Below are 11,935 nucleotides of genomic sequence, written 5' to 3'. Positions count from 1 at the left end.
TAAGGTGGTGTTTTTCCACAATCTGCAAGTGGCGTCTCTCGTCTTTACGGCGCCTGTGAATTACTGGAATAAGACGGAACTGTTCAAAATTTCCCCCAGATTGTCCACAGATTCGAGGAACTTTTGTAAGGAAATAACTATTTGAAATTATTTATCTAATTCCTGTTTTCCCAATTATCCGCAAATACTTGCCCTGTCGGTATCATCAGGCACTGTTGATATATCTTCGCTGCGGCATTTCGACTGGAATGATTTTAATCCTTGCTACCCACAGACTCTAAGAAATAGAAAATCTTTTAAATCTCTTTGTTTTTATTTTTTAGAAGCTGGGTGCCATGAGCGAACGCAAGGTTATGACTGTTTTGAACGGGAAGACGGTTACGCCGCCGCCAATATGGCTGATGCGCCAGGCTGGGCGTTATCTTCCGGAGTATCGGGAAACGCGTAAGAGTGCCGGAAGTTTCCTGGATCTCTGTTATAATCCCGAGCTGGCGAGCGAAGTGACCCTTCAGCCCATTCGCCGGTTCGGGCTGGATGCGGCCATCCTCTTTTCCGATATTCTTGTCATTCCCGACGCGCTTCATCGCAATGTGTCCTTCAGCGAAGGCAAGGGCCCGGCCATGGATCCGATCGATGTGAGCGGTATCGAAAAGCTCGATGCGTCTGATGTCATGGCGCATCTTTCGCCCGTTTTCGAAACGGTGTCGCGGCTGCGCACCTCATTGCCGAATGAAACGACGCTTCTCGGTTTTTGCGGCGCGCCCTGGACGGTTGCGACCTATATGATCGCCGGGCATGGGACGCCGGACCAGGCGCCGGCGCGGCTGTTCGGTTATCAGGAACCGGCCGCGATGAAAAAGCTGCTGGCTTTCCTCGCTGAGGTCTCAGCCGATTATCTGGTGGCGCAGATCGATGCCGGCGCCGACGCGGTTCAGATCTTCGATTCCTGGGCTGGCGTGCTCGGCGAAAATGAATTCGAGGAATATGCGATCAAGCCGGTCGCCAGGATTATAGCGTCTGTGTGCGCCCGCCGACCTTCGGCAAAGATCATCGCTTTCGCCAAGGGCGCTGGTTATCTGCTGAGGGATTATCGCCGCAAGACGGGTGCTGACGCCATTGGCCTCGATTGGTCCGTGCCGTTGAGCTTCGCCCGGGATTTGCAGAAGGAAGGCCCGGTGCAGGGTAATCTTGACCCGATGCTGATGGTAGCCGGTGGCAAAGCCTTGCAGGATGGCATCGATGCCGTGCTGCAGTCGCTTGGGCAGGGTCCGCTGATCTTCAATCTCGGCCATGGCATCACCCCGCAAGCAGACCCGGAAAACGTCACCCGGCTGGTGCAGCGGGTGCGCTCGGTTGGGGGTGCTGGATGAGCGAGGAAAAACAGACCTCGGCCCGCTCCGGAAACAAGGCGGCCTTGCGTGCTGGCGTCGCACTCGGTGTCTTTGCCGCTTTCATCGCGCTGCTGTTTTACGCCGATCCCGCCGATCTCTATCTCTGGATCAAGGCGCTGCATATCATCGCCGTGATCTCATGGATGGCTGCGATTTTTTACCTGCCGCGGCTTTTTATCTATCACACCGATGCCCCCGTCGGTTCTCAGCAATCCGAAACCTTCAAGGTAATGGAGCAGCGGCTGATCAGGGTCATCATGAACCCGGCTATGATGATATCCTGGACATTGGGGCTATATCTCGCATGGTCGGTTTATGGTTTTTCCGGCGGCTGGCTGCATGCGAAGATCGGGCTGGTCGTGCTTCTGACCGCCACCCATGTTTATTTCAGCCGCAGCGCGAAACGTTTTGCGCGGGACGAAAATACAAGACCGGCCCGTCACTGGCGGTTGATGAACGAAGTTCCGACCGTTCTGATGATCCTGATTGTCATACTTGTGGTTGTGAAACCCTTTGGTTAAGACGGTGCGACGATAAATTTCGCGGAATTCGTGCTTTCCTCTTGCAGCGGCCGTGTTCAATCGCTATTTTCAGTCCACTCATCTTCGTGGCATGTGAATTATTCAGTCATCTGCGGTATCTCCACAGCATCTGATTCGCGAACACGCCCTCCCCCGACATTACATTATCAAACGGTCTTCCCTTCATGGCTGAAATGAAGCTTCAGGAACTTAAGAGCAAATCGCCTACCGACTTGCTGACTTTTGCCGAATCCCTGGAAGTTGAAAATGCGAGCACCATGCGCAAGCAGGAGCTCATGTTCGCAATCCTCAAGATTCTCGCGAGCCAGGACGTCGAAATCATCGGCGAAGGCGTCGTTGAAGTCCTTCAGGACGGATTCGGGTTCCTGCGTTCTGCAAACGCAAATTACCTGCCCGGTCCAGACGACATCTATATTTCGCCCTCGCAGATCCGCCGCTTCTCGCTGAAGACCGGTGACACTGTTGAGGGACCGATCCGTGGTCCGAAGGAAGGCGAAAGATATTTCGCACTTCTCAAGGTCAATACGATCAATTTCGACGACCCGGAAAAAATTCGTCACAAGGTTCACTTCGACAATCTGACGCCGCTTTACCCGAATGAGCGCTTCAAGATGGAACTGGAAGTTCCGACATCGAAGGATCTGTCGTCGCGCGTTATCGACCTCGTCGCACCGCTCGGCAAGGGCCAGCGCGGGTTGATCGTGGCGCCGCCGCGTACCGGTAAGACGGTACTGTTGCAGAACATTGCTCATTCCATCACGGCGAACCATCCGGAATGCTACTTGATCGTTCTGCTGATCGACGAGCGTCCGGAAGAAGTGACCGACATGCAGCGTTCGGTGAAGGGTGAGGTTGTGTCCTCCACCTTCGACGAACCGGCTGTACGCCACGTCCAGGTCGCCGAAATGGTCATCGAAAAGGCGAAGCGTCTGGTCGAGCATGGCCGTGACGTCGTCATCCTGCTCGATTCCATCACGCGCCTTGGCCGCGCCTACAACACCGTTGTTCCCTCCTCCGGCAAGGTTCTGACCGGTGGTGTGGATGCCAACGCCCTGCAGCGCCCGAAGCGTTTCTTTGGTGCTGCGCGTAACATCGAAGAAGGTGGCTCGCTGACAATTATTGCGACTGCGCTTATCGATACCGGTAGCCGCATGGATGAAGTCATCTTTGAAGAATTCAAGGGCACCGGCAACTCGGAAATCGTGCTTGATCGCAAGGTTGCCGACAAGCGTATCTTCCCGGCACTGGATATTCTGAAATCCGGTACGCGTAAGGAAGATTTGCTGGTGCCGCGTCAGGACCTGCAGAAGATTTTCGTTCTTCGCCGCATTTTGGCGCCGATGGGAACGATGGACGCCATCGAATTCCTGATCGACAAGCTGAAGCAGACGAAGACCAATTCGGATTTCTTCGAATCGATGAATACCTGATCCGAATTTTAGTCGGATTCATCATAAGAGCTTTAAAGCCGTATCCGTTCATTCGGGTGCGGCTTGACTGTTTTAGACCGAGGTAAACCATGCTAGCTTCCGCCGATACGATTTATGCGCTGTCCAGCGGTGCACTGCCGGCTGGTGTCGCGGTTATCAGAATCAGCGGCGCAAAGGCGCTTGATGCTCTGGAGATGCTGACTGGCCGGGAGTTTCCTTCACCACGAAAAGCGAGCCTCTGTTCGATTCGGAATCGAAACAATGAGATCATCGACCAGGGCCTGGTGATTGTCTTTCCGGCTCCGAATTCCTTTACCGGTGAAAATTGCGTCGAAATTCACAGCCACGGTAGTCGCGCGGTCATGGCTTCCATTTTCGCCGAGCTTGACAATCTCGAAGGATTGCGGCCCGCGGAGGCAGGCGAGTTTTCCCGCAGAGCCTTTGAGAATGGCAAGATGGACCTGCTGGAGGTTGAGGGCCTGGCCGACCTGTTGCAGGCGGAAACGGAAATGCAGCGGCGTCTGGCGGTGGAGCAGAGCAGCGGCCAGCTATCAGCTCTCTATGACGGCTGGGCCAATCGCCTGACCCGTGCCCGCGCCCTGATCGAGGCGGAACTGGATTTCGCCGACGAGGAAGACGTGCCAGACTCTGTTGCTACTCAGGTTTGGGAGGCAATGGCGGCGCTAAAGGGCGAGATCAATGCTCACCTCCAGGGCGGCGGGAATGGCGAAATCATCCGCGACGGTTTCAAGGTTGCGCTTGTAGGCGAACCGAACGCGGGTAAATCCACCTTGCTTAACGCATTGAGCGGTCGTGACGTGGCAATCGTTACCGACATTGCCGGCACGACGCGGGACGTTTTAAGCGTCGATATCAATCTGGACGGATATCTGGTGCGGATATTCGATACGGCGGGAATTCGCGAGACACAGGATGTTGTGGAGCAGGAAGGCGTGCGGCGTGCAGTTCTGACCGCGGAAACTGCAGATCTCATTTTAATCCTGCAGGATAATGATTCGACCCCGAAACAATCTATCGGCTCGTTCGATAATCAGAGATCCTTGCGGGTGAGGACAAAAACAGCGCTCCGCTCACGCGCGTCTGATTATAAATTTGATCTCTTGGTCTCAGCAAAAGAAGGCATTGGGCTGGATGAACTGCGTGGAGCCCTCAAGCGGGAGATAGAAAGACGGGTCGGTGCCGGCCAGACACTGGTTCCCGCCCGCGCGCGTCATAAAAAACGACTTGAAGAGACGCTGAATTATGTTAGTGATGCGCTCGATTCTGAGACCCTGGACCTTGCGATAAGGTCGGAATATCTAAGGCTCGCCGCAACATCGCTCGGACGGATCACCGGCCGCGTTGATGTGGAAGATTTGCTGGGCGTGATCTTCTCGGAATTCTGCATAGGAAAATGATTCACGTGAAACATCGGCACTCTGTATGGTGATGTCGATGAATTAGAACAGGGCGCAGCAATATGCATCAGTCATTCGATGTCATTGTTATTGGTGGTGGTCATGCGGGCAGCGAAGCTGCGGCGGCCGCTGCGCGACATGGTGCAAAAACCGCTCTTGTTACCCACAAGCGTGAGACAATCGGGGTCATGTCCTGTAATCCAGCGATCGGTGGCTTGGGAAAGGGGCATCTCGTTCGTGAGATCGATGCGCTGGACGGATTGATGGGCAGGGTCGCAGATGTTGCGGGCATTCAATTCCGTATGCTCAACCGGAAAAAGGGTCCGGCCGTTCGTGGGCCTCGCACGCAAGCTGACCGCCGGCTCTATCGTGAAGCGATGCAGCGGGAAATCGATGCTATTGATAATCTGACAATTATCGAGGGCGATGCTTTTGATATTGAAATGGACAATGATCGGGTCGCTGCAGTTATCATGAAAAACGGTAGCCGGATTCGTAGCGGCGCCGTGGTGCTCACCAGCGGGACTTTTCTGCGCGGTCTTATCCATATCGGTTCCGAAAAGATTCCAGCCGGCCGCGTTGGCGAAATGCCCTCTCTCGGCCTTTCTGACACGCTATCGCGTCTTGGTCTCGCAATGGGTCGGCTCAAAACCGGCACTCCCGCCCGTTTGGATGGACGTACAATCGATTGGAATGCGGTAGATCGGCAGGCAGCTGATGAGGATCCGGTCCCGTTCTCATTTATGACGGCCCATATTCTTAATCCGCAAATCGAATGTGGTGTGACCCGCACGACCCCGGCAGGTCACAAGATCATCCAGGATAATATTCACCTCTCTGCCATGTATTCCGGGCAGATCGAAGGCGTTGGCCCGCGTTATTGCCCGTCAATCGAGGATAAGATTACCCGTTTCGGGGAACGGGACGGCCACCAGATATTTTTGGAGCCGGAAGGCCTCGATGATCATACCATTTATCCCAATGGTATTTCGACATCCCTGCCCGCTTTTGTTCAGGAGCAATTTATCCGGACGATACCAGGCCTTGAACAGGTTACGATTCTGCAGCCGGGTTATGCGATCGAATATGATTACGTCGATCCCCGGGAGCTGAAACCGTCTCTTGAGTGCCGCAGGATTCCGGGGCTGTTTCTGGCTGGTCAGATCAACGGCACGACTGGTTATGAAGAGGCGGGCGCCCAGGGTCTTGTTGCTGGTCTGAATGCCTCGCTTTATGCCGGCAGTGCCGATCCGCTTCATTTTAGCCGGACAGAATCTTATATCGGCGTGATGATCGACGACCTGACATCCAAGGGCGTCAGCGAACCATATCGTATGTTTACGTCAAGGGCGGAGTATCGTCTTTCCCTGCGCGTGGATAATGCCGATCTCCGACTGACACCCGTCGCCCAGAAGGCAGGTATTCTAGGACGAGAGCGCCAGCAGCGCTTTACAGACTTCTTGTCCGATCTTGATAGCGGTCGTGCGTTGATGAAAGAGCTCTCCATCAGCCCGTCCCAGGCGGCCAAGCAAGGTTTGAAACTCAATCAGGATGGTCAGCGTCGTTCCGTTTATGAGCTGCTTGCCTATCCTGACATGACACTGCAGGCGCTCACAGAACATTGGCCTGAACTCAACAGGCTTAACGCTAAGGTCGCGGAGGTCTTGCAGATTGAAGCGAGCTACGCCGTTTATATGCAACGGCAGAGCGCTGATATTGTCGATATCAAAAGGGATGAAGACAGAAAAATCCCTGACGATTTCGACTTTCAAAGTCTGTCCGGCCTCTCCAACGAGCTTAAACAAAAGCTGGAAAAAGCCCGCCCGGAGAATATTGCACAGGCCGCTCGTGTTGACGGCATGACGCCAGCTGCGATATCGCTGCTGCTCGCACTTCTGCGGAAAGGTACCGCAACGCGAAGTGAACAATTGCGCATGCACCAATAGCGAGTCGGATTATGAAGATAAACGGCCAGAGTGTTTCACGTGAAACACAGGAGAGGCTCGAGCATTTTGTCGAGTTTTTCAAGAAGTGGAATAAGACCACGAATCTGGTAGCGCCCTCCACGCTGACGGAGCTTTGGAGCCGGCATGTTGCTGATAGCGCGCAAATCTTCCAGCTTTCTCCTCAACCAAAAAAATGGATTGATCTCGGCAGCGGCGGTGGGTTTCCCGGTGTCATCACGGCGATTTTCTTGGCAGAACTAGGCGACGGTTGGGTCGATCTGGTGGAAAGCAACAATAAGAAGGCTGCATTTTTGCGAATCGCTCTTAAGGAAACCGGCGCCAGAGGTGCGGTTCATCCTGTCAGAATCGAGACGGCGTCGGAAATTATAACAACTTGTGATGCCGTTTCCGCCCGTGCCCTTGCAGATCTGGATTTGCTTTTTGAGTATATTCATCCCTGGGCGCAGAATAATCCCAATCTCAAGGCTTATTTTAATAAAGGCCGGGATTATGATTCTGAAGTGCAGAAAGCGCATGGTCGCTGGCAGTTTGATCTGATAAAACATCGGAGTGCCATTGAGGCAGATTCTGTTGTTCTTGAAATCAGCAACCTCGTTTTGAGACGCTGACAAGCTGGCCAGGTGCGGCATGACCTTTGAAAAAAACCGAATTATCGCAGTTGCGAACCAGAAAGGCGGCGTTGGCAAGACAACAACCGCTATCAATCTGGCGACCGCGCTTGCGGCTATTGGTGAGCGTGTGCTGATCATCGACCTGGACCCGCAGGGCAATGCGAGTACTGGGCTCGGAATTGACCGCAAAGAGCGCAAGCTTTCTTCCTATGATCTTCTGGTAGGAGAACATGGGATTGCGGAGGTTGCTGTACCCACGGCGGTGCCGAATCTCGATATCGTGCCCTCCACAATGGATTTGCTCGGTTTCGAGATGCAGGTCGCGAATGTCGCAAACCGCGTTTTCCTGCTGCGTGCGGCAATGGAAACGCCGGAAGCCAGAGGCTATTCCTATATTCTGGTTGATTGCCCGCCATCTTTCAATCTTTTGACGATGAATGCGATGACGGCCGCGCATTCTGTGCTGGTGCCGCTGCAATGCGAGTTCTTTGCCCTGGAAGGTCTCAGTCAGCTGCTGGACACGGTTAGCCAGATACGCGGCTCGGTCAACCCGCAGCTTGATATACAGGGCATCGTTTTGACGATGTTCGATGCGCGGAACAATCTCGCGCAACAGGTCGTTTCGGATGTGCGTAGCCATCTTGGCGAGAAGGTTTACCATACCCTCATTCCGCGCAACGTTCGTGTGTCGGAAGCGCCGTCCTATGGTAAGCCGGCCATTCTCTATGACCTGAAATGCGCCGGCAGTCAGGCCTATTTGCAACTGGCATCCGAAGTGATCCAGAGAGAGCGCCTGCGCAAAGCCGCCTGACATTTGCGGACTGTATGGAGTAATATCTTATGAGTGATGATCTTTCGAAGCGTCGATTAGGGCGCGGTCTTGCCGCATTGATCGGTGAAATGGATCAGCCCGTGCCGGTCGGCGAGCCTCAGCGCGCGGTTAACGCTGATCGTACCATTCCGATCGAATTTATCGCCCGAAGCCACAGAAACCCGCGGCGCCATTTCGATGAAAACGAGCTGCAGGATCTTGCCGCCTCCATCCGACAACACGGAATCGTTCAGCCAGTAGTAGTGAGAACGGTTGGAGTCAACCGATACGAGATTATCGCCGGTGAGCGCCGCTGGCGCGCGGCACAGCTGGCTGGTTTTACCGACGTCCCCGTTATTGTTCGCGATGTGGATGATCGTACTGCTCTGGAACTTGCCATCGTCGAAAACGTCCAGCGTTCCGACCTCAATCCGCTTGAAGAGGCGATGGGTTACGAACAGCTGATCGCCGAACATGGTTATACGCAGAATGATCTCGGCGAAATCATCGGTAAGAGCCGAAGCCATGTTGCCAATAGTCTGCGGCTTCTCAAGCTGCCCGATCCGGTCCGGGATATGCTGGCGGATGGTTCGCTTTCCGCCGGTCACGCGCGCGCGCTGGTCTCCACTTCCGATCCGGCGACTCTGGCACGCACGATTGTTTCCAAGGGACTTTCGGTGCGTGATGCCGAACGTCTGGCGCAAAACGATATCAAATCGCAGGGTGAGATTGCTGAAAAGCGTCCGGCTGGGGAAAAGGATTCGGATACGATTGCGCTCGAACGCAGTCTTTCAGACGCTCTTGGCCTCGATGTGAAAATCAGCCACAAGGGTGGATCGGGGCAGATTCGTATCGGTTACCGCACACTTGAACAGCTTGAAGCCGTCTGCCGGCTGCTGGAGCAGAAATAATTAAATATCTGTTTTAATTGATAAATACCCGCCAAAGGTGGGTATTTTCGTTTTGCGGCCCTCAAAAATCGATAGCCCTGCCTTTTATTTCGTAATCACCAAAACGAACGGGTTCTGCGCCACCGCGACCGCCAGTCTCCGGCGGCAATTGAAGATCAGCCTGCTGCTGGCGCCGTTCTTCCGCTTCCTCCAGCGCTCGCTGCGCTGCGGGCGAAAGTCGCCTCACCTGCTCCGCGCCCTCTTCGGCACCATTGTCATTATCTGCATTCTGCATGAAATCCTCCCAATGACGGGATATTGAAATATGTTTGCCGCTTACCAGATTATATAATCTAAGGGGTTTTATAAACCCCACAATATTTCAGGCGAGAGAAGGAGAGTTCAACGGATGAACATGATGCGCACGGCAATGCTTCTGGCCTTCATGACCGCATTGTTCATGGGTGTCGGTTTTCTGATCGGCGGTAAAGGCGGCATGATGATAGCGCTGCTGATTGCGGCCGGTATGAACCTTTTTTCCTATTGGAATTCGGACAAGATGGTCCTTTCGGCCTATCGCGCCCGGGAGATCGATGAGGTGAATGCGCCTGAGTTTTTTAACATGATACGGGATCTCTCGCAGAATGCGGGTCTGCCCATGCCGAAGGTCTATATTTACGACAGTCCGCAGCCAAACGCCTTCGCGACGGGTCGAAATCCTGAGAACGCCGCTGTTGCGGCGTCGACCGGACTGCTGGAGCGTTTGACGCCCGAGGAAGTGGCCGGCGTCATGGCGCATGAACTCGCCCATGTGCAGAACCGCGATACCCTGACCATGACAATCACCGCCACGCTCGCGGGTGCGATCTCCATGCTCGGCAATTTTGCCTTCTTCTTTGGCGGCAACAGGGAGAACAACAATAACCCCTTGGGCTTCATCGGTGTGCTGGTGGCGATGATAGTGGCGCCGCTTGCGGCAATGCTGGTGCAGATGGCTATCAGTCGCACCCGGGAATATTCTGCCGACCGGCGCGGCGCGGAAATCTGCGGCAACCCGCTCTGGCTTGCCTCTGCCCTGCAGAAGATTTCAGGCATGGCACAGCAAATTCACAATGACGATGCTGAGCGGAATCCGGCAACGGCGCATATGTTCATCATCAATCCGCTCTCCGGCGAGCGTATGGACAATCTTTTTTCCACCCATCCGAACACGGAAAACCGCGTGGCGGCGCTGCGCGCGATGGCGCAGGAGTTTTCTCCGCGAGCATCGACGCCGCCGCCATCGGGTGATAGACCGGTGCGCAAATCAGGTTCCGTTCCCAAAACGGGCTGGGGACGAGGCAATGAAAACGAGCGCAAGGGGCCGTGGTCTTGACATCCGATATTCAGAATAAGCCGGCGCGGTCCAGAAAACCGAAGCCAGCGCACGCAAGGGGCCGTGAAGACGGCCCTTCGTCTTTCGAGGACAAGCCGGGTCTTGCAGCGCGCATTGCTGCCACCCGCATTCTCGCGGCCGTTCTGGAAAAAAAGACCTCGATGGATGGGATGCTCGACAGCGAAAACGGCAATCCCGTCTATCGTGCCTTGTCGCTTGCTGACCGGGCACTGGTGAGGGCGATCGTCAATAGTGCGCTTCGTCACCTCCCGCGCATCGAGGCGGCATTGTCGATGTTGTTGGATGGGCCATTGCCGCAAGGCGCGCGGTCGCTGCATCACGTCCTCGTCGTTGGTGCTGCGCAGATGCTTTACCTCGATGTACCGGATCATTCCGCTGTCGATCTCGCCGTGGAGCAGGCGCATCGCGATCCGCGCAACCGGCGTTTCGTCAAGCTCGTCAATGCCGTGCTTCGGAGGCTCGGCCGTGAAAAAGCGGAGATCGAAAAGGCTATCGCTGACGTTCCAGTCTTGCCAGACTGGTTCTATGCGCGGCTTGTTTCGGCTTATGGCGATGAGGTGGCTCAAAGGATCTCGCAAGCGCAGCTGACACCGTCCTGCATTGACCTGACGGTGAAGGCCGATCCCGCTCTTTGGGCGGAAAAACTGGGTGGCACGCTTATGCCGAATGGCAGCGTGCGTCTGGGTGAATTCGAAGGCCAGATCCCCTCGCTCGACGGTTTCGCCGAGGGCGCATGGTGGGTTCAGGATCTCGCAGCCAGCATGCCGGTAAGGCTGCTGGGCGATATCTGCGGCAAGCGCGTCGCCGATCTTTGCGCTGCCCCCGGCGGCAAGACCGCCCAGCTTGCGCTGGCGGGCGCCAGGGTAACGGCGCTGGATCAGTCCGGCAACCGTCTTCGCCGCCTTCGGGAAAATCTCGACCGACTTGGTCTCCATGCCGAAACGGTGGAGGCCAATATGCTGAAATACCAGCCGGACGAGCTTTTCGACGCCGTGCTGCTCGATGCACCCTGTTCGTCAACCGGGACTTTGCGCAAGCATCCCGACGTCTGCTGGACGAAAGACGAGAACGACATTGCCAAACTTGCGGCACTTCAGGGCCAGATGCTGCGACATGCGCTAACGCTCGTCGGGCCGGGGGGCCTCGTGGTCTTTTCCAACTGCTCGCTCGATCCTTCCGAAGGGGAAGAGATGATTGCCGAGGTTCTGGCGGAAAACCCTGATGTGGAGCGTGTTGTCGTCCACAGGGAAGACTGGCCCGGAATGGAAGCGGCCATCAGCGCTGCGGGTGATCTTCGCACGACCCCGGATATGTTCGGTGGCGTCGATGGGTTTTTTAGCAGTGTCTTGCGTAAGAAGTAGAAAAAAGCCAAGCTCTCGCGAATCATTAGATATTTATCGAAAACGTTCCGATCATCGCGGTTCACTGATAAAAACAAAACATGTGAAACGGGAAACACAGCTTGTTAGGGTCCTTCGC

General features: G+C 55.1%; 11 protein-coding genes. 10 read left to right on the top strand and 1 reads right to left on the bottom strand.

Annotation, left to right across the window (positions count from 1 at the left end; genetic code table 11):
* Positions 1-335 precede the first annotated feature (335 nt).
* From hemE to GSF67_RS13320, 8 genes are all read left to right on the top strand, one after another.
* Positions 336-1,370 (top strand): uroporphyrinogen decarboxylase, encoded by a 1,035-nt coding sequence (gene hemE, locus GSF67_RS13355; RefSeq protein WP_006311069.1) that lies wholly within the window; start codon positions 336-338, stop codon positions 1,368-1,370.
* Complete coding sequence (gene hemJ / locus GSF67_RS13350; RefSeq protein ID WP_006311068.1) at positions 1,367-1,912, top strand: protoporphyrinogen oxidase HemJ; 546 nt, start codon at positions 1,367-1,369, stop codon at positions 1,910-1,912. Before hemE ends, hemJ begins: the two co-directional genes overlap by 4 nt.
* 185 nt (positions 1,913-2,097) lie before the next feature.
* A complete protein-coding gene (rho, locus tag GSF67_RS13345; protein ID WP_006311067.1) occupies positions 2,098-3,363 on the top strand; it encodes a transcription termination factor Rho in 1,266 nt (421 codons plus the stop codon).
* 89 nt (positions 3,364-3,452) lie between these two features.
* Positions 3,453-4,781: a tRNA uridine-5-carboxymethylaminomethyl(34) synthesis GTPase MnmE gene (gene mnmE, locus GSF67_RS13340; RefSeq protein WP_006311066.1), complete on the top strand. Its 1,329-nt coding sequence runs from the start codon at positions 3,453-3,455 to the stop codon at positions 4,779-4,781.
* Between the two features lie 62 nt (positions 4,782-4,843).
* Positions 4,844-6,727 (top strand): tRNA uridine-5-carboxymethylaminomethyl(34) synthesis enzyme MnmG, encoded by a 1,884-nt coding sequence (gene mnmG, locus GSF67_RS13335; protein ID WP_006311063.1) that lies wholly within the window; start codon positions 4,844-4,846, stop codon positions 6,725-6,727.
* Positions 6,728-6,738: 11 nt separating this feature from the next.
* Positions 6,739-7,356, top strand: coding sequence for a 16S rRNA (guanine(527)-N(7))-methyltransferase RsmG (gene rsmG / locus GSF67_RS13330; RefSeq protein ID WP_006311062.1), 618 nt, complete (start codon positions 6,739-6,741; stop codon positions 7,354-7,356).
* Positions 7,357-7,375: 19 nt separating this feature from the next.
* Positions 7,376-8,170 carry a ParA family protein gene (locus tag GSF67_RS13325; protein WP_006311061.1) on the top strand — a complete coding sequence of 265 codons (795 nt, stop codon included), beginning with the start codon at positions 7,376-7,378 and terminating at the stop codon, positions 8,168-8,170.
* Between the two features lie 29 nt (positions 8,171-8,199).
* Positions 8,200-9,081, top strand: a complete 882-nt coding sequence (locus tag GSF67_RS13320) for a ParB/RepB/Spo0J family partition protein (RefSeq protein ID WP_006311060.1) — start codon at positions 8,200-8,202, stop codon at positions 9,079-9,081.
* Positions 9,082-9,142: 61 nt separating this feature from the next.
* Here the strand turns inward: GSF67_RS13320 and GSF67_RS13315 are convergent, their stop codons facing one another.
* Positions 9,143-9,355, bottom strand: coding sequence for a DUF1674 domain-containing protein (locus GSF67_RS13315; protein WP_006311059.1), 213 nt, complete (start codon positions 9,353-9,355; stop codon positions 9,143-9,145).
* A gap of 114 nt (positions 9,356-9,469) precedes the next feature.
* Here GSF67_RS13315 and htpX point away from each other — a divergent pair, with 114 nt between their 5' ends.
* Together htpX and GSF67_RS13305 are read left to right on the top strand one after the other, a co-directional pair.
* The gene (gene htpX, locus GSF67_RS13310) at positions 9,470-10,435 is read left to right on the top strand and encodes a zinc metalloprotease HtpX (RefSeq protein WP_006311058.1); all 966 of its coding nucleotides are present in this window, start codon (positions 9,470-9,472) and stop codon (positions 10,433-10,435) included.
* Positions 10,432-11,817 (top strand): RsmB/NOP family class I SAM-dependent RNA methyltransferase, encoded by a 1,386-nt coding sequence (locus tag GSF67_RS13305; RefSeq protein WP_006311057.1) that lies wholly within the window; start codon positions 10,432-10,434, stop codon positions 11,815-11,817. Before htpX ends, GSF67_RS13305 begins: the two co-directional genes overlap by 4 nt.
* Positions 11,818-11,935 lie beyond the last annotated feature (118 nt).

Source organism: Agrobacterium sp. CGMCC 11546 (assembly GCF_013365515.1).
Lineage (GTDB): Bacteria > Pseudomonadota > Alphaproteobacteria > Rhizobiales > Rhizobiaceae > Agrobacterium > Agrobacterium fabrum.
The sequence above is the reverse complement of the archived record's forward strand: the minus strand, read 5'-3'. Positions and strand labels throughout refer to the sequence as shown.

Bases quoted from the DNA above. Each gene is read 5' to 3' on its own strand.
- mnmG (WP_006311063.1), top strand. From the start codon at position 4,844: ATGCATCAGTCATTCGATGTCATTGTTATTGGTGGTGGTCATGCGGGC.
- hemJ (WP_006311068.1), top strand. From the start codon at position 1,367: ATGAGCGAGGAAAAACAGACCTCGGCCCGCTCCGGAAACAAGGCGGCC.
- GSF67_RS13320 (WP_006311060.1), top strand. From the start codon at position 8,200: ATGAGTGATGATCTTTCGAAGCGTCGATTAGGGCGCGGTCTTGCCGCA.
- mnmE (WP_006311066.1), top strand. From the start codon at position 3,453: ATGCTAGCTTCCGCCGATACGATTTATGCGCTGTCCAGCGGTGCACTG.
- hemE (WP_006311069.1), top strand. From the start codon at position 336: ATGAGCGAACGCAAGGTTATGACTGTTTTGAACGGGAAGACGGTTACG.
- GSF67_RS13325 (WP_006311061.1), top strand. From the start codon at position 7,376: ATGACCTTTGAAAAAAACCGAATTATCGCAGTTGCGAACCAGAAAGGC.
- rho (WP_006311067.1), top strand. From the start codon at position 2,098: ATGGCTGAAATGAAGCTTCAGGAACTTAAGAGCAAATCGCCTACCGAC.
- GSF67_RS13315 (WP_006311059.1), bottom strand. From the start codon at position 9,355: ATGCAGAATGCAGATAATGACAATGGTGCCGAAGAGGGCGCGGAGCAG.
- htpX (WP_006311058.1), top strand. From the start codon at position 9,470: ATGAACATGATGCGCACGGCAATGCTTCTGGCCTTCATGACCGCATTG.
- rsmG (WP_006311062.1), top strand. From the start codon at position 6,739: ATGAAGATAAACGGCCAGAGTGTTTCACGTGAAACACAGGAGAGGCTC.